Origin of the sequence: Paraglaciecola sp., from assembly GCF_039964565.1 — a bacterium.
GTDB lineage: Bacteria > Pseudomonadota > Gammaproteobacteria > Enterobacterales > Alteromonadaceae > Paraglaciecola.
This window is the reverse complement of the sequence record NZ_JBDVXF010000043.1, coordinates 107020-123648: the sequence shown is the minus strand read 5'-3', so window position 1 is coordinate 123648 and position 16629 is coordinate 107020. Positions and strand designations below refer to the sequence as shown.

Sequence of the window (16629 nt, the reverse complement as noted above, 5' to 3'; positions counted from 1 at the left end):
TGGTTGAATGATTTATTAAAAACCTAACCTTTCTGTTTTTGTAGTTTAACTCTATAAAATACAAGGACTTGTGATAAGCTCTTAAACCTCTGAGCAATAAATAGTTATATTTATGAATCTCAACGCCTTCAGAAAAGAGCTCGCCACACCACGTACCTCAATTCAATTGTGCGCTACCGCCATTGTGGCTGGAGTTTGTTCTGCGGCGTTAATCATAGTGTTTCGTCTATTTATTGAGTGGTTACAGTTATTGTTTTTGCCTGAAGTAAATAATTTCAGCGCGTTGCCAGCCAACATTCGTCTATTTGTGCCTATGGTAGGGGCATTATTGATTGTCATTATTGCTTATTTAACTGGTTTTAAGCATTACCGTATGGGCATACCTTTTGTGATCCACAGGGTCAAACACTACTTTGGCCATATACCTTTTCGAACCACAATTAACCAATTTTTAGGAGGCGCAATCGCTCTAGCTTCCGGCTTTTCGGTGGGTCGAGAAGGACCATCGGTTCATCTTGGCGCTTTCGGTAGCAGCTTTATTGGTCAGTGGTTGAAGTTACCCGACAACAGTATTCGTATTTTATCTGGATGTGGTATTGCTGCAGCTATATCGGCATCTTTTAACACTCCATTTGCTGCTGTCCTATTTGTGATGGAAGTGGTAATACGCGAATACAAGATTCATATTTTCATTCCAATCATGCTTGCCGCAGCTTGTGGAAGTGTAATGACACGCGCTGTATTTGGAGAAGTCCAAGAATTAGCCTTTATCCAATTTAACGACTTTAATCACTGGATATATCTGTATTTGGTAATATTTGGGATTGTACTTGGAGCATTGGCCACCTTTTTTAATAACAGTTTGATGGCCATTATTCGCGGTTTTCGACGATTCAATATGGTGCGCCGCTTACTTTTTGCTGGTGTCATAACTGGTGTGGTGGGTTTTATACTTCCCGAAGCACTGGGCACGCATTTTAATTCAGCTCACGCGTTATTTTCTGAAAATTATGACATTCAATTATTGGTATGGGTGCTTTGCGCCAAATTCGTTTTAACCATTGTTGCCTTGGGACTCGGAGTGCCAGGAGGAATAATAGGCCCGGTATTTGTAATTGGTATGTTCAGCGGAGTGTTGTTGGCCAGCCCTCTGGGATTGTTTGTTTCTGATGTAAGCGAAATTCATGGCAGTTTTTCATTACTGGGCATGGCAGGGCTGATGGCAGCAGTAGTACATGCCCCCTTAGCCGCACTATCAGCAGTTATGGAATTGTCCTATAGCCCAGAACTTGTTTTACCCGCCATTTTGGTAATAGTTCCTGCATACGTCACTGCGACTCAGTTTCTTGGCAATCGTTCTATCTTTATACGCCAACTGGATTATCAAAAATTACCTTATACGATCTCCTCAGTGATGGAGTATCTACAAAGAACAGGTGTATTGGCAATAATGAATACAGAGTTTACTTTGACTAAACAAGATAAGGAGCGCTTAGTTTCTGAATTGGCCACCGCTGAAAAAAAGGCGTTAGTGTATCAGTCTAGTGTTGATGGCCAGACTGAGTTCGCCTTGGTAAGTTACGATAATGGACAAGATGGCGATGCCATTCGCATGACACTTACCCCTATGAAGCCAGTGAGGTTTCAAGCGACTTTGGCAGAAGTGTATGCCATTTTGTCGCCTAATAGGGCTGGCGCTATTTACATCTATGCGAATAGCACTGATGATATAGTCGGTGTAATTTCATGGGAAACCTTACGCCATTATTTGCATAAAGCTAACTATTAGGAAGCCTGCCCTTCGATGACGATATTGTGGATTAAAGCCTTACACATATTTTTTATGGTTGCTTGGATGTCTGGCTTGTTTTACTTGCCAAGACTTATGGTCTATCACGCACAAACTGATGTTCAAGCGGTTAAAGATCAATTCAAAATTATGGAAAGGCGACTTTGGTATTTTGTTACCCCTTTTGCCTTACTAACTTTGGTATTTGGAATGTGGTTAATCAGCCTGTATGGCAAAGAATGGTTTGTTGCTGCCAAATGGCTACACCTTAAACTTACCTTAGTCACTGTGCTATATGTCTATCATTTTTACTTACTGGTGTTAGTGAAAAGATTCGCAATAGACCAAAATAAACACTCGCCTCGTTTCTTTCGTTTTTTGAATGAAGCCCCTGTTCTGTTTGTTTTGGCTATTATTATTTTAGCGATTGTAAAGTTTCTTTAAAATATTTAATGGACACTATACTCTAGGTAAAAGATCAGGAGAATCGATATGGATGTCAACCAGCAACGCCTAAAATCCTTACTTGACCAAACCGACTCAGCATTTGAAGAGTATAAACAACACCCCTCATCAGAAGATTATGCACAGGCTTATGAAGAAGCAAAAACTGCCCTCGACCATTACATGCTAGAAATTCGCCTATCAATGCAACAAAAAGGTAGAAAACCTTAAACCACTAGCTGCTCATGACACCAATCCAATTATTCATTTGTTTATGCTGATTGACATAACATATTAATTTGACAGTAGTATTTAATCCTATCAACAGAAAATGTTACTATTAGAAAATCAAATTATGGGTTATTCCTGTATTACCTACACATAACTCATTCATATTACTCATCGAAGAGTCAAATTACATGTCAGATAAATTAGCCGGCCACTACTCAGATATTCTTTCACTTTTGGGAGAAGACGTCAGTCGTGGAGGGTTGTTAGATACGCCTAATCGCGCAGCCAAAGCAATGCAGTTTTTAACCGACGGTTATCAAAAAGAGTTAGACGAAGTGGTTAATGGCGCAATTTTCGAAGCAGACACAGACGAAATGGTAATTGTACAAGACATAGAGTTTTACTCTCTATGTGAACACCATATTTTACCTTTTATCGGACGCTGCCATATCTCCTATTTGCCAAATGGAAAAGTATTGGGTTTATCAAAATTTGCTCGCATTGTTGATATGTACTCACGACGTTTACAAATCCAAGAAGGATTAACTAAACAAATTGCCGACGCTGTACAACAGGTCACAGGAGCCACAGGTGTTGGTGTTGTTATGGAAGGTAAACACATGTGCATGATGATGCGTGGAGTACAAAAGCAAAACTCATCAATGATCACCTCAGTGATGTTAGGTTCCATGCGATCATCCGATGCGACTCGAAATGAGTTTTTGCGTTTAATTGGTAAATAACGTTAATAGCGTGAGGTCTATTTGGCTATTAAATTTACTATGGTGTTTTATGGGAATTAACCTTTCGGTTCGTGGCAAGGTCAATTAGGTCCTGTAACCAAAACATAGCTGACTTTTTCTTTAAACGTGTCTTGTTTGTTTTTGCCCAATCAAGACAATTCACCAAAAGCATCCAGCCAGATGATTTTTTCCCAAAAAGCTCTTGGCTCTGGGTGCGTAATACAGGTGTTAGCCTTAGCTTAGAATCAAGGTGTGTGATTTCTTGTGGATTGAGTTCAATACAATGCTTGGGATCTGATGTCACTACAAACTCTCGGCACTCTAACGGCCGATCCGAATAAATACTGCAACGCTTATCTTCAAGAAAAGGGCAATCAAGCTTCAATGAATAATACTTTACTCCTAGGGCGTTGCGGCTTTTCTTATCAAGCTTGGCGATCTCTTGCATGGGCTGAGTCAGTCCAGCAGCGGCTATTGCCGCTTGAGTATCGGCAAAACGCTGTCGAATTCGTTTCTGCCTATGCTCGGGCATACTCTTAACTACCTTTGCGAGGTGTAATGCTTCTAATTCAGAAACGGGAACGGCCTGAGTACAACAAGCACTACACCCAGCTTTGCAACTAATATTTTTGCCCGCTTTGGCGCTTTGAACAATAGAATGGGAAACAATGTCGTTAGCAAGTAATTGATAAACCGGTATCAACTCACTAACAGTAACTTTTTGATCTGGCACGGTGGCACTCAAAGAAGCGACCTCATCTCCAATTTTTAAATCAAAGTTAGCGGTAAGCTTTGCCTTAGACTTGGTTTTCACTAAGTATTGCACTCCGTTTATTGCACCATTAACGATACAAGGCGTTACAATCAATGTTTAGTTATTCCAAATGTGAATATTGGCACAAAATTTCTATGTTTGATCCACACTCTTTAAAAACTATCTAAGCTGGTGCATTCAGGTTAAAAGTGAACCACTTAGTCAGTTTTTATAATTTGCCTTGCACTTTTAAGGGGCATTCACCAATGAAACTATCGAGAACATCACTATGTTAAAAAAGTTTAGTAGCCGTCTTTTTTTAGTTTTTAGCCTGTTGCTAATAACTAACCATACATTTGCGAAAACCCCACACAATTATGGACCAAAAGAGTTTACAGAACAAAACAAGTGGACTGCAATTGTGGCCGCCTACGCGCCAGAAATTAAAGCAATAGATCAAGCCTTCAGCAAATTGTCCGATGCACAAATCAATCAGACTCTAACCATCAGAGGTGTCAAATACCAATTAGGAACCTATAAAGGCGAACCCGTTGTGATATTTACAACAGGTATAAGTGTACCTAATGCGGCGATGACCATGCAGATGGCACTGGATTACTTCCCTATAGACCGCGTCGTAATGATGGGCATCGCTGGTGCCGTCAATCCTGATTTCCAACCAGGTGACATTTCTGTTCCAGAGCGTTGGTACTTCCATGATGAGTCTGTTTATGTGAACCCCGACCCGAAAGAGCCAGGTAACTTTGTATTACCTGATTATTATGAAAATGCACAACAGCAATACCAAGAAAGGCGCAAACAAGATCCTCATTCTCCAGCGTACGAAAACTTTGGATACATTCACCCAGAAGAAATGGCAGTCATCAAACAAGGCTGGGAGCAGCCTAAACAAATGCCTTATTTTAGCGCTACAACTGAATTAGTCGAATTAGCGAAAAAAGCAGTTAAAGCGGTGAGTCCAATCAAAATGCCTTCAGGAAACCCCATCAAAATAAAGATCGGTGGCAACGGAGTGACAGGTTCAGTGTTTCTAGATAACGCTGAATATCGCAATTGGCTGCAGCGGGTATACAGCGCAGAGGTCACCGAAATGGAGTCTGCTGCAGTTGGACAAGTGTGTTTTGTAAATGACGTAGACTGGGTAATTATTCGTTCGATCAGTGATTTAGCCGGCGCACAACACGGTAAAAATGTCGAAAATGTATTTGATGCCATAGCGTCTGGTACGGGCACCAAGTTAATGATTGGTTTGCTTGACCAGATAGTTGCCTTGGAACAATAAAAGTAAAACCTAAAGTTTAAATAATAAGCTGAACTGAATTGAAGCTCAGCTTATTATTTAGCATCCTATTCACTATCAACAATTAGCGCTCAACAACCGCGTTGTGATACACGTGTTGTACGTCGTCACAATCTTCTAACATGTCCATAAACTTATCAAATGTAGCAACATCGTCACCACTAACGTTTGATTCTGTTTGTGGAATAAAAGTAATTTCTTCAGCTTCAAATTCTATATCAGCGTTATTGTCGGTGAGTGCTGTGCGGGTGTTATTGAATTCTGTGTGTGGCGCATAAACCGTTATCAAGCCGTCTTCGCACTCTACTTCTGTGACATCAACATCGGCTTCCATTAATGTCTCTAACACAGCATCTTCATCATCGCCTTTAAAAGCAAACACAGCTTGGTGATCAAACATATGACCAACAGTACCTTCTACTCCTAACTTTGAGCCTGTTTTAGTAAAACAATTACGCACATCAGTAATTGTGCGGTTATTGTTGTCGGTTAAACAATCGACGATCACCATACATCCACCTGGCCCAAAACCTTCATATCGGGCTGGTACGTAATCCTCTCCCGCACCACCAGCAGCTTTATCAATGGCTTTTTCTATAACATGGCTAGGAACCTGATCTTTTTTTGCTTTTTCAATCAGCCGACGTAATGACAGGTTGGCTTGTGGATCGGTACCACCATTTTTTGCGACAACGTAAATTTCTTTTCCGTATTTAGAATAGACCTTAGTTTTTGCTCCTGCAGTTTTAGCCATGGAGACTTTGCGTACTTCAAACTTTCTTCCCATTTTTTTGCTCTTCTAATATTGTCGAGTTTCTAACTCATTTAGATTTAATAACTGGATTTTACCGATTTTCGAGGTAGATAACAAAACCCATTTAATGCGTGAATTCACTACTGTGTTTACGTTTCACTTATGCCGGTTATGGAATATGTTGAGAGGCTAAATAATCATGTGACTGCATTTCTTTTAACCTACTCAGACAACGCCTAAACTCAAAATCTAATTGCCCCTTTAAATAAAGGGTTTCCATCGAGACTTCTGCCGACATAATTAATTTTACATTACGTTCATAAAACTCATCCACCATTGCAATAAAACGCCGTGCAATATCATCTTTGGACTGTCCCATTTGCTCTACGTTAGCAATCAGTACCGTGTGGTAAAAGCGGCTTATCTCCATATAATCAGTTTGGCTGCGGGGTCCGTCACATATGGCGCGAAACTCAAACATCACCACCCCATCAGCATGGTGCAAGGTGGGGATCATGCGACCTTCTACTTCAATTGTTTGATTTTCGAAACCCAGTTCAGGGGCCAATTGCACAAAATATTTATGTAAATTTTGAGTGGCTTGATGGTCTAAAGGGAAGTGAAAAATTTCGGCTTGCTCTAGAGTACGTAAACGATAATCTACCCCACTGTCTACGTTTACAATGCGTGTATTTTGATTAATTAACTCTATCGCCGGTAAAAACCTAGCGCGCTGCAAGCCATTTCGATATAACTCGTCGGGCACGATATTTGACGTAGCAACTAACACGATACCATGGCCAAAAAGTTCCTCCATTAACGTGCCCAAAATCATCGCGTCGGTAATATCAGAAACAAAGAATTCATCAAAACAAATCACTTTAGTTTCTTTGGCAAGCTTCTTCGCTATAGTTTTTAGTGGATCAGAGTGGCCTTGCAATTGTTTTAATTCTTGATGAACTCTGTGCATAAAGCGGTGAAAATGAATCCGCAGTTTGCTTTCAAAGGGCAAACATTCGTAAAAAGTATCGACCAAGTATGTTTTACCTCGCCCTACTCCCCCCCAGAAGTACACTCCTTGAATACTAGGCTTACGCATTCCTTTACCAAACTTACTCTGCAACTTGACTCGCCAGGTTAATTTTTTCTCTGGGTGAGTTAGCTCGTCATATAACCTCTGCAATTCTTTTACAGCATTTTCTTGGGCGGCATCGTATTGAAACTCAGGATCTTGTAAATCTTTTTGATATTTTTGCCATGGCGTAAACTCAATCATTTTTCGGCGTTTTTCCTTTCACTTCTGAGTGTATTTAACACTTGAATACAAATAAAATGACCGCATTAAAAATGCTGAGCGTATAATAACGCATATTGCAGGCGCGCTCATGGTCAATACGCTATAAATTATTAATTAATTGCGAATCGAATGAGCAAAAATACGTAAAGAAATAGGAGTGATTATGGATTGGTTGGTAGGGGTATTGTTATTACTTGTTGGCGGAGTTATTGGTTTTTTTGTTGCAAAATTTTTCAGCAATAAACCAAATAACGAATCCGACGAGGCTGCTAGTAAGCAAACGATTCAAGAATTAATGCATCAACAAGCTGCAATGCATATTCAAGAAACCAAACAAATTGCAGACAAATTAGTCACTCAATCAACTGAATTACAACGACAGGTTGAAAACTATGAAAACCTTCTAATTAGCCAACAGGCTGGCCCTGAAGGTAATTCGCTGAATTATTTTGGTGAGCACACTACTGCTTACTTACGCAATAAAAACCCTCAACCTGCTCGTGAAAGAGCAACGGCAGATATACAACCTTTAGATTTTTCTTCAGAAAGTTCTGGGTTGTTTTCTGGCCAAGAAGAAACACCCAGTAAAGAAACCAAATAATGAACTTTTTAACGTACTAGGTACTCTTTGTGTTTTAAGTGGTCCTAAGTATTGTAATTAAATTTTGATGTTGGAGATAACAATCGATGAATAGAAAAGTACTCAATCGTTTTTTTGTAGCTTGTTGCATTGTGACGGCAAGCATGTCGCTCAGTTTAGTGTCTCATGCCGCTCTACCCTTTTTCTCGAAGGATAAAGACGAGGTACCTAGTCTAGCTCCAATGTTAGATAAGGCCACACCGGCTATTGTCAGCATTTCTGTCGAAGGCACACAAGTATCTCGCCAAAGGGTACCTGAAATGTTTAAGCATTTTTTTGGTGGCACCGATGAACAAGTGCAAGAACGCCCCTTCAAAGGGTTAGGTTCGGGCGTAATTATCGATGCAACCAAAGGCTATGTGGTGACTAATAATCACGTGGTAGATAATGCCGATGAGATTATTGTTAAGTTAACCGATGGCCGCGAGTTTACAGCTAAAAAGCTTGGCGCTGATGAGCAAAGTGACATTGCATTATTAAAGATAGAACCAGATGCATTGTCAGCTATGCCTCTGGCTGATTCAGACGAATTGCGTGTAGGTGACTTTGTTGTTGCTATTGGAAACCCTTTTGGACTAAATCAAACTGTTACCTCAGGTATTGTTAGTGCATTAGGCCGCTCTGGTTTAAACATTGGTGGTTACGAAAACTTTATTCAAACCGATGCAGCGATAAATCGCGGTAACTCAGGTGGAGCCTTAGTGAGTTTACGTGGCGAGTTAGTGGGTATTAACACCGCTATTTTTGGACCAAATGGCGGAAACGTAGGAATTGGTTTTGCAATCCCCAGCAATATGATGAAAAACTTGGTTGATCAAATCATAGAATTCGGCGAAGTACGCCGCGGCTTATTAGGAATAATGGGGCAAGACATTGATTCTGGTCTAGCAGATGCAATGAACCTAGATGTTAACCAAGGCGCATTTGTAAGTGAAGTGACACCAGATTCTGCTGCGGACAAAGGCGGTATTCAAGCTGGTGATATTATTACAAAAATTAATGGAAGAGCAGTAGTGAGTTTCCAAGAGTTAAGAGCAAAAGTCGCAAGTAGAGGGGCCGGCGCTAAACTTGAATTAACTGTATTGCGCAAAGGCAAAAGTGAAAAAATCAATGTAGTGCTAGGTGATGCGACTCAACATGAAGTGGTTGCCAAAGAAATACATCCCGCTCTAGAAGGAGCTACCTTGACCAATGGCAAAACCAAACAAGGCGACAATGGTATTGTCATTTCTGAGATTGTGTCGCGCTCTCCTGCGTCTCGTATCGGCTTGCAAGATGGTGACGTTATTATTGGAGTGAATCGTAAAAAGGTAGATACAGTTGTGCAACTACGCACTGAACTAGAAGATGCGAAAGGTGTCATTGCACTGAGTGTAAAACGTGGAGTAACTTCTTTATATTTGGTTATTCGCCAATAAAAACTCTCTAAAGATAGCGGTACTAGCCCTTAGTACCGCTATCAACTCATTGACTTCAATGTTATTATTCTTGGCACCTGACGTAAAACACATTTAATGTTGCTCGTGCTAAAAACCTTATCTTTTTTTCTAAAATCCATCCTTATTGGCGTGATCATTTCTTCGGTCATTTTGTTACTTGTACCTGATTTAAGAGAAGGTAGCGGGATGCCACTAACATTATTCACTGAACAAGAAAGCTCCAAAAAGCTCAGCTTTAATTCGGCGGTAAATGCTGCAGGGCCTGCGGTGGTTAATATCTACAGTCAAAGCATTGAAAGAAGTGGTTATCAACGCAGACAGGCTATCGAACGTACTAACCTTGGATCTGGGGTGATCATGACCACCAACGGTTACATTTTGACTTGTTATCATGTCATCGCCAATGCCAAGTTAATATTAGTAGGCTTACAAGATGGGCGTTTAGAAGAAGCACAGATTGTGGGTTTTGACTCAATAACAGATTTGGCAGTTCTCAGTGTATCGGCAGAAAACTTGCATCCAATTCCGCAATTAGAAGATCCTAAAACCTTAGTAGGAGACGTAGTGTTGGCCTTAGGTAATCCTTACAATCTAGGGCAAACCGTGACCCAAGGTATTGTTAGCCGAATTAATAATAACGGCTTGAATAACTTCTTCGACTACATTCAAACTGACGCGGTACTTAACCAAGGTAACTCTGGTGGAGCACTAGTAGACAGTGAAGGTGTCTTGATAGGCATTAACAATGCAAATTTCAAAACCCGCATTAGCCCAAATCGTGTTGAATCAGTGGATGGGGTGTCTTTTGCTTTGCCCTACAGTGTGGCCAAAAAAGTCATGAGTGAAATTATTGCCACCGGTAAAGTCACTCGTGGAGCACTGGGTTTTGTGGGTCTGCAAGGTGGCCCTTCAAATACAGGAATAGTCGTAACGGCTGTGAGTCAAGGCACACCCGCAGAGCTAGGCGGCTTGCAGGTTGATGATTTGATCCTATCTGTGAATACTTTACCCGCGGTTAGTATTCGTGAGACGCTAGACTACATTGCCGACACAACACCTGGCAGCACTGTAACTCTTGAAGTAAATAGGGATGGTAAAATCCTGCAACTAGATATGGTAGTTGGCGAATTACAGTAATCTTCTAAAAGTGTGATTGATTTCATGACTAAGCTAGGAGATTAGGCTATTCGCTAACTCGCTTGATATTAGCGCCTACACCATTCAACTTCTTCTCTATATGTTCGTAGCCGCGATCTAGGTGATAAATACGGTCTACTATAGTCTGCCCTTCTGCCACCAGCCCGGCAATCACCAAACTAGCTGAAGCCCGCAAATCAGTCGCCATCACTTGCGCCCCTTTCAATGACGATACGCCATCACACACTGCGCTGTTAGCTTGTAGCGAAATATTTGCACCCATTCGCTGAAGTTCAGGAACGTGCATAAAGCGATTCTCAAATATATTCTCAGTAACTACACCCGTACCTGCCGCTAAGCAATTCAATGCGACAAATTGCGCTTGCATATCGGTGGGGAACCCAGGGTGTGGAGCAGTTTTAATATCAACACTTTTAAGTTGTCTATTGGTCATATCCAACTCAATCCAATCATCACCAAGAGTTAATTTAGCACCTGCCTTAGATAATTTGTCTAATACGGCTTCAAGAGTTTTAGGTGCTGCATGCTCACAACGCACCTTTCCACCTGTAACAGCTGCTGCGATTAAAAACGTTCCCGTTTCAATTCGGTCTGGCAATACCCGATATCGACACCCAGATAACGACTCTACCCCCTGAATGGTAATTTTATCCGTTCCGGCATTCATCACCTTTGCGCCCATTGCATTTAAACAGTTCGCAAGGTCGACAATCTCCGGTTCTTTCGCCGAATTTTCCAATATGGTTTCACCTTGCGCTAGGCTGGCTGCCATCATTAGGTTTTCTGTGGCGCCAACACTCACAACATCCATAAAAATCCGAGCGCCTTGTAATTTGCCATCTACTGTCGCTCTTATGTAACCACTATCAACATCGATTTTGGCTCCCATTTGTTCCAGCCCCTGCAAATGCAAGTTGACTGGGCGGGCTCCTATTGCGCAGCCCCCTGGTAAGGATACGTTCGCCTCACCAAATTTAGCTAATAATGGCCCAAGCACTAAAATAGAGGCTCGCATGGTTTTAACCAGTTCATAGGAAGCGTTAAAATTATTAATCGAACTGGGGTCAATCACTACAGATTGGCCGTCTTGGCGGTACGCATTTGCACCTAATTCACTTAACAAAGATAAACTAGTGTGAATATCTCTTAGCTCAGGCACGTTATCAAAATAACAGGTGGAGTCTGCCAAGATACTGGACATCAAAATAGGTAAGGCAGCATTTTTGGCCCCTGAAATGTTGACGCTACCATTCAAAGGCGGGCAAGCCTCAATAATTAATTTGTCCATGACTACACTCTATTTGATGTGATTAATAAGAAATTTTTAGGATTATTACTGGGGAAGATTAAACATCTTCTCGCGTTTCCACTGACTTTCGGTAAAGGTTTTGATGGAAACGGCGTGCATACTGCCTTCTGCAATTTTTTCGGCTAAAGGCGCATACACAAACTGCTGCTTTTTAACTCTGCTCATATCTGCAAATTGGTCGCTTACAGCTATGACTTGAAAGTGTGAGCCATCACCATTCACATGGGCTTCGGCTAAGCCTAATGTTTCTAGTAACAGGGCTTCGATTTGTTGATTATCCATGAGGAGTCCAAAATAAAAAAATAGTCGACTATTGTACCGATAAAAAACTGTCAACGTCGCTAATTTTTGCAAGCTTTATTAAGCTTTCAGGGATATTTTTAAGTTCAACACTGACATTCCGTGATTGGTTGTATTTAAGAAAGTTCATTAGCCAGGCTAAACCCGCGGTATCAGAGTGGCTGACCCTCGACATATCTAAAGTTGCAGCAGAGCCACTGGTACTATTTTGAATGTGCTTATCAAGCGTGTCCAATGCAGCCGACTTAGCTATCGTATTGCGGTTCAATTCGCCTTCTAAGGTAAAATACCCTTTGGGTGACTCAATCACTTGCAAATTAGGCACCTAGCTTTCCTTTTCTTCTAAATCAATATTGATAGGTTTACTGATAGTATTTTTCATTAAATCAATGACTTTCTGTATGCCATCTTTACGTAGTATCGTTTGAAATTCACTTTGCTTACTAGATAAAAGACTAATGCCTTCCGCCACCATATCATAAGCTTTCCACTCATTAGTTTTACTATTCTTACGTAATTTAAAGGCTAAATTGATATCTGGTCTTCCAGCTTCTTTGACTACAGCTCTTACCGTTACGGTTTTTTCACCTGTCACTTCACGAACAGGCTGAAACTCGACATCTTGGCCGTCATAGTAAGCCATGGCCAAGGCATAAGTAGTAATTAAATACGAACGGAATACACTAATGTATTCGGGTATTTTTTCTCTGGGTACTTTTTTATAGTATTTCCCTAGTACCTTTAAAGCAGAAAAACTGTAATCCACATGAGGAATAAGCTCTTCTTCCATCACGGTTCGTAAAAGTTCAGGATCGACTTCTATAAGTTGACGCTCTTTTTTGATTCTGTCGAAAGTTTTGGTCGCTACCTCTTCCAACATTACATAAGGGTTTTGGCTTTCAGCCTGAGCGATACCTGAAAAAAATACCACTACCCCACTCAATAACAACAGTGTCCATTTGTTTATCACGTTACTTTCTCCAAACGACGATTTCGCTTAGCCGTCGTTGCTACTAAATAAAAATTGACCGATGAGATCTTCCAACACTAACGCTGATTTAGTGTCCTCGATGTAGTCCCCCTGCCCCAAGCTTTCAATGCCTTCCATCGCAAAACCGGGCTGAAACCCAATATATTGTTCACCTAGTAAACCAGAGGTAAGTATAGATACCGAACTAGTTTCCGGAAATTGATCAAATTCTGACAGGATACTCATTGTCACTATTGGTGTGAAATCCGTGTTGCCAAGTGAAATGTTGTCCACTCTGCCTACTGTGACACCACCCACCTTCACTGCTGAACGGACTTTCAATCCACCAATATTGTCAAACTTAGCGTACAAGGTATAAGTATCATCACTGCCCGACATACTATTATTAGCCACATTAAGTGCCAACATCAGACCTGCTGCAATAGTTAAGACTACAAATACACCTACTAGTAATTCCGCTTTCTTAGATTTCATTGCCATTTCCTCTACTCAATTCCGAACATTAATGCGGTTAATATAAAATCTAGCCCAAGTACCGCTAACGAAGAAAACACCACGGTTTCTGTTGTTGCCTTACTTATCCCTTCAGAGGTGGGGATAGAATCGTATCCTTTGAAAGTGGCAATCCAGGTGATCACAAAAGCAAACACAACGCTTTTTATGATGCCGTTCACCACGTCTTTATTCCAATCAACTGTCGCTTGCATGATAGACCAGTAACTGCCTGAATCGACTCCTAACCAATCAACACCGACTAAGTGCCCACCTAATATACCCACGGCACTAAAGATAAGTGCGAGCATGGGCATAGAGATTATGCCAGCCCATAAACGCGGCGCGATGACTCGACGTAAAGGATCAACTGCCATCATTTCTAAGCTGCTTAGTTGTTCAGTTGCTTTCATCAGACCTATTTCAGCAGTAAGTGCCGAGCCTGCTCGCCCAGCAAACAACAATGCCGTAACCACTGGGCCCAACTCTCTCAATAGAGACAAGGCCACCATCGGTCCAAGACTTCCCTCAGCGCCGTAACTGACCAAAATGGTGTATCCTTGCAGTGACATCACCATACCAATAAATAGACCCGAGACCACTATTATCAGCAATGACTGCACACCGACTACATGAATTTGCTTGATAGTCAGTGGTATCAACTTTAATGGTTGAGGTTTGGCAACAACAGCTCCAAACAGCATAAGAGTGGCGCGGCCGAACATTTCTAATCGATTAAGAGTACTGGCTCCTAAATTTATCAACCAACTCATGATGCACGACCTAAAAATGCCTGAGCAATATCGCTAGCGGGATAGTGAAAAGGTACTGGTCCATCAGCCTGACCTTGCAAAAACTGCTGAACTAAAGGTGAATCACTGGTTTTTATTTGTTCTGGAGTACCACTACCAATCACTTTTTTCTCAGCCAAAATATAAATATAATCTGCAATAGTTAACACTTCGGTCACGTCATGAGTCACCACAACACTGGTCAGTTGCAATGCATCATTTAGGGCCTTTATCAACTTAACTAGTACTCCCATTGATATGGGATCCTGGCCTGCGAAAGGTTCGTCATACATGATTAATTCAGGATCTAAAGCGATTGCCCTTGCCAGAGCCGCTCGTCGGGCCATTCCACCGGAAAGTTCCGCTGGCATTAAATCAGCTGCTCCACGCAAACCAACAGCCTGTAATTTCAACATAACTACAGTATGTATAGTGGATTCAGATAATTTAGTGTGCTCTCTTAGCGGAAACGCAATATTATCAAACACCGACATATCGGTGAATAATGCGCCACTTTGGAATAACATACTCATTTGTCGACGCACTTCAAATAGTCGATTGCGGCGCATATTAGGAATCGACTCGCCCTTAAATTTGATATCACCTTTATCAGGCAACAATTGGCCACCCATTAAACGCAACATCGTTGTTTTTCCAATTCCGCTTGGGCCCATTATTGCGGTAGTTTTACCTTTTTTAATCCGAAGTGAAATATCATCGTATATAATTCGCCCACTTCTACTAAAGGTTAGATTATTAATTTCAATCAAATTTTCCATTACGATAGGAACATTCCACTTTGGCTAATTGCGACTAGGTTAAAAAACAACCCTGCTCTAAGGGTGACTATTGTATTAGTTTTCTGCATGAAATAACAAAGACAAAAAGTAACAAGGTATATAGATTTAATACAATTGTTACTGAATATCAGCTTAACACTAATCTATTGCTTAAAAATGGCTTGAAACACCTAAAGGTCTGACGCCATTGTATCCCAAATCAAATATACTTTAGCTACTTGCTTTCTTGCGTGTAGATGCATATATCCAATTAAGTTTTATTTACGTTGTTTCTAGACCTCTTAAACAGCCATAATATTACCAAACTATTTTATTTTAACATTCATATGCAAAGCCTTGGCTTTTTGCGACAATTGAATTTGATTATTTTTAACCCCTTTAAAAACTAGAAGTGAAATTTTGTGATTTTAGAAGCTTGTTATTTCCTGATTTGGCTTATCGTTTTAAGTTGGGGCGCAGATAGATTTGTTTTTGGCGCCTCGGTACTCGCGAAAAATATAGGCGTCTCGCCTATGATTATAGGCCTCACTATAGTCGCAATGGGTTCGTCCGCCCCGGAAATTATGGTAGCCGCCACGTCGTCCTTTAACGGTAATACGAATACTGCAGTAGGCAACGCTTTAGGCTCTAATATTACCAACATTGCCTTAGTATTGGGATTTACTGCGCTACTTAAACCTTTATCAATTGCATCAAGTACACTAAAAAAAGAAATGCCTGTGCTATTGCTAGTGACTTTACTAGCGGTGTATTTCCTATCAGACTTTTTATTGATAAAAATAGAAGGGATCGTTTTGATCATCTTGTTTTTTGTTGTAATAGGCGGCCTTACTTGGGTGTCTTTCAATATGGAAAAAGACGATCTATTACAACCCGAAACAGAGAGTGAAATTCCCTCTGGCGTGCCTACATCTAAAGCAATCATTTGGTTAGTTGTAGGCATGATTCTGCTGCCATTAAGTGCCCACTATATGGTGAATTCAGCTGAGATAATCGCTCGATACTTTGGTTTAAGTGAACTAGTGATTGGACTCACTATTATTGCCATTGGTACCAGTTTGCCAGAGTTAGCTGCCTGCGTTGCCGGTGTCCTTAAGAATGAAGACGACTTAGTATTAGGCAACATAATCGGCTCAAATATTTTCAATATTTTGGCGGTATTAGCTATGCCAGGACTCATTGCTCCTGGCGTAATTGACGAAAATGCCGCAGTCCGTGACAGTTATGTGATGCTTGGGCTAACTATATTACTACTGATATTTAGTTTTAACTTAAAAGGAAGTCGGTGTATAAATCGCGTCGAAGGTTTTTGCCTAGTATCATGCTTCTTAGGCTATCAATATTTGTTATTTAGTTAATATAGCGACGTTTTGAAT

19 protein-coding genes are annotated in these 16629 nt (G+C 40.9%); 9 read left to right on the top strand and 10 right to left on the bottom strand.

Translation table 11 applies throughout. The annotated features are described in order from the left end of the window. The first annotated feature begins 112 nt into the window (after window positions 1-112). The 4 genes from ABJK37_RS18850 to folE all read left to right on the top strand — a co-directional run bounded on the left by ABJK37_RS18850 (window position 113) and on the right by folE (window position 3207). Window positions 113-1789, top strand: a complete 1677-nt coding sequence (locus tag ABJK37_RS18850; RefSeq protein WP_348357127.1) for a chloride channel protein — start codon at window positions 113-115, stop codon at window positions 1787-1789. A 15-nt stretch (window positions 1790-1804) separates the two neighbouring features. Further along, window positions 1805-2233 (top strand): CopD family protein, encoded by a 429-nt coding sequence (locus ABJK37_RS18845; protein ID WP_348357125.1) that lies wholly within the window; start codon window positions 1805-1807, stop codon window positions 2231-2233. A 48-nt stretch (window positions 2234-2281) separates the two neighbouring features. Further along, a complete protein-coding gene (locus ABJK37_RS18840; protein ID WP_348357123.1) occupies window positions 2282-2464 on the top strand; it encodes a hypothetical protein in 183 nt (60 codons plus the stop codon). 188 nt (window positions 2465-2652) lie between these two features. Further along, a complete protein-coding gene (folE, locus tag ABJK37_RS18835) occupies window positions 2653-3207 on the top strand; it encodes a GTP cyclohydrolase I FolE (protein ID WP_348357121.1) in 555 nt (184 codons plus the stop codon). Between the two features lie 37 nt (window positions 3208-3244). Here folE and ABJK37_RS18830 read toward each other — a convergent pair whose 3' ends face one another. Continuing rightward, window positions 3245-4021, bottom strand: a complete 777-nt coding sequence (locus ABJK37_RS18830) for a YkgJ family cysteine cluster protein (protein WP_348357119.1) — start codon at window positions 4019-4021, stop codon at window positions 3245-3247. A gap of 229 nt (window positions 4022-4250) precedes the next feature. Between ABJK37_RS18830 and ABJK37_RS18825 the strand changes: the two genes are divergently transcribed. Beyond that, window positions 4251-5264, top strand: coding sequence for a 5'-methylthioadenosine/S-adenosylhomocysteine nucleosidase (locus ABJK37_RS18825; protein WP_348357117.1), 1014 nt, complete (start codon window positions 4251-4253; stop codon window positions 5262-5264). A gap of 82 nt (window positions 5265-5346) precedes the next feature. Here the strand turns inward: ABJK37_RS18825 and ABJK37_RS18820 are convergent, their stop codons facing one another. Beyond that, window positions 5347-6069 (bottom strand): YebC/PmpR family DNA-binding transcriptional regulator, encoded by a 723-nt coding sequence (locus ABJK37_RS18820; RefSeq protein ID WP_348357115.1) that lies wholly within the window; start codon window positions 6067-6069, stop codon window positions 5347-5349. 136 nt (window positions 6070-6205) lie between these two features. Next, on the bottom strand, window positions 6206-7312 hold the full coding sequence (gene zapE / locus ABJK37_RS18815) for a cell division protein ZapE (protein WP_348357113.1): 1107 nt from the start codon (window positions 7310-7312) through the stop codon (window positions 6206-6208). A 184-nt stretch (window positions 7313-7496) separates the two neighbouring features. Here zapE and ABJK37_RS18810 point away from each other — a divergent pair, with 184 nt between their 5' ends. From ABJK37_RS18810 to ABJK37_RS18800, 3 genes are all read left to right on the top strand, one after another. Then, window positions 7497-7934, top strand: a complete 438-nt coding sequence (locus tag ABJK37_RS18810) for a DUF1043 family protein (protein WP_348357111.1) — start codon at window positions 7497-7499, stop codon at window positions 7932-7934. Window positions 7935-8020: 86 nt separating this feature from the next. After that, window positions 8021-9391, top strand: coding sequence for a DegQ family serine endoprotease (locus ABJK37_RS18805; RefSeq protein ID WP_348357109.1), 1371 nt, complete (start codon window positions 8021-8023; stop codon window positions 9389-9391). Window positions 9392-9487: 96 nt separating this feature from the next. After that, window positions 9488-10549, top strand: coding sequence for a trypsin-like peptidase domain-containing protein (locus ABJK37_RS18800; protein WP_348357107.1), 1062 nt, complete (start codon window positions 9488-9490; stop codon window positions 10547-10549). Window positions 10550-10595: 46 nt separating this feature from the next. On the opposite strand, the gene murA is transcribed toward ABJK37_RS18800, so the two are convergent. The 7 genes from murA to ABJK37_RS18765 are packed head-to-tail and all read right to left on the bottom strand — an operon-like array spanning window position 10596 to window position 15232. Beyond that, complete coding sequence (gene murA / locus ABJK37_RS18795) at window positions 10596-11858, bottom strand: UDP-N-acetylglucosamine 1-carboxyvinyltransferase (RefSeq protein WP_348357105.1); 1263 nt, start codon at window positions 11856-11858, stop codon at window positions 10596-10598. Window positions 11859-11903: 45 nt separating this feature from the next. Then, window positions 11904-12161, bottom strand: coding sequence for a BolA family protein (locus tag ABJK37_RS18790; protein ID WP_348357103.1), 258 nt, complete (start codon window positions 12159-12161; stop codon window positions 11904-11906). Between the two features lie 28 nt (window positions 12162-12189). After that, window positions 12190-12504, bottom strand: coding sequence for an STAS domain-containing protein (locus tag ABJK37_RS18785; RefSeq protein ID WP_348357101.1), 315 nt, complete (start codon window positions 12502-12504; stop codon window positions 12190-12192). Continuing rightward, window positions 12505-13149 (bottom strand): ABC transporter substrate-binding protein, encoded by a 645-nt coding sequence (locus ABJK37_RS18780; RefSeq protein WP_348357099.1) that lies wholly within the window; start codon window positions 13147-13149, stop codon window positions 12505-12507. 27 nt (window positions 13150-13176) lie between these two features. Next, a complete protein-coding gene (gene mlaD, locus ABJK37_RS18775) occupies window positions 13177-13644 on the bottom strand; it encodes an outer membrane lipid asymmetry maintenance protein MlaD (protein WP_348357098.1) in 468 nt (155 codons plus the stop codon). Window positions 13645-13655: 11 nt separating this feature from the next. After that, complete coding sequence (gene mlaE / locus ABJK37_RS18770; RefSeq protein WP_348357096.1) at window positions 13656-14435, bottom strand: lipid asymmetry maintenance ABC transporter permease subunit MlaE; 780 nt, start codon at window positions 14433-14435, stop codon at window positions 13656-13658. Continuing rightward, on the bottom strand, window positions 14432-15232 hold the full coding sequence (locus tag ABJK37_RS18765; RefSeq protein WP_348357094.1) for an ATP-binding cassette domain-containing protein: 801 nt from the start codon (window positions 15230-15232) through the stop codon (window positions 14432-14434). Before ABJK37_RS18765 ends, mlaE begins: the two co-directional genes overlap by 4 nt. 422 nt (window positions 15233-15654) lie before the next feature. Here ABJK37_RS18765 and ABJK37_RS18760 point away from each other — a divergent pair, with 422 nt between their 5' ends. Beyond that, window positions 15655-16611, top strand: a complete 957-nt coding sequence (locus tag ABJK37_RS18760; RefSeq protein ID WP_348357092.1) for a calcium/sodium antiporter — start codon at window positions 15655-15657, stop codon at window positions 16609-16611. The last annotated feature ends 18 nt before the right edge of the window (window positions 16612-16629 follow it).

Excerpts from the sequence above, each read along its gene's own strand:
- murA (WP_348357105.1), bottom strand. The coding sequence starts at position 11,858 with ATGGACAAATTAATTATTGAGGCTTGCCCGCCTTTGAATGGTAGCGTC.
- ABJK37_RS18790 (WP_348357103.1), bottom strand. The coding sequence starts at position 12,161 with ATGGATAATCAACAAATCGAAGCCCTGTTACTAGAAACATTAGGCTTA.
- ABJK37_RS18825 (WP_348357117.1), top strand. The coding sequence starts at position 4,251 with ATGTTAAAAAAGTTTAGTAGCCGTCTTTTTTTAGTTTTTAGCCTGTTG.
- ABJK37_RS18810 (WP_348357111.1), top strand. The coding sequence starts at position 7,497 with ATGGATTGGTTGGTAGGGGTATTGTTATTACTTGTTGGCGGAGTTATT.
- zapE (WP_348357113.1), bottom strand. The coding sequence starts at position 7,312 with ATGATTGAGTTTACGCCATGGCAAAAATATCAAAAAGATTTACAAGAT.
- ABJK37_RS18840 (WP_348357123.1), top strand. The coding sequence starts at position 2,282 with ATGGATGTCAACCAGCAACGCCTAAAATCCTTACTTGACCAAACCGAC.
- ABJK37_RS18800 (WP_348357107.1), top strand. The coding sequence starts at position 9,488 with ATGTTGCTCGTGCTAAAAACCTTATCTTTTTTTCTAAAATCCATCCTT.
- ABJK37_RS18805 (WP_348357109.1), top strand. The coding sequence starts at position 8,021 with ATGAATAGAAAAGTACTCAATCGTTTTTTTGTAGCTTGTTGCATTGTG.
- mlaE (WP_348357096.1), bottom strand. The coding sequence starts at position 14,435 with ATGAGTTGGTTGATAAATTTAGGAGCCAGTACTCTTAATCGATTAGAA.
- ABJK37_RS18850 (WP_348357127.1), top strand. The coding sequence starts at position 113 with ATGAATCTCAACGCCTTCAGAAAAGAGCTCGCCACACCACGTACCTCA.
- ABJK37_RS18820 (WP_348357115.1), bottom strand. The coding sequence starts at position 6,069 with ATGGGAAGAAAGTTTGAAGTACGCAAAGTCTCCATGGCTAAAACTGCA.
- folE (WP_348357121.1), top strand. The coding sequence starts at position 2,653 with ATGTCAGATAAATTAGCCGGCCACTACTCAGATATTCTTTCACTTTTG.
- ABJK37_RS18845 (WP_348357125.1), top strand. The coding sequence starts at position 1,805 with ATGACGATATTGTGGATTAAAGCCTTACACATATTTTTTATGGTTGCT.
- mlaD (WP_348357098.1), bottom strand. The coding sequence starts at position 13,644 with ATGAAATCTAAGAAAGCGGAATTACTAGTAGGTGTATTTGTAGTCTTA.
- ABJK37_RS18765 (WP_348357094.1), bottom strand. The coding sequence starts at position 15,232 with ATGGAAAATTTGATTGAAATTAATAATCTAACCTTTAGTAGAAGTGGG.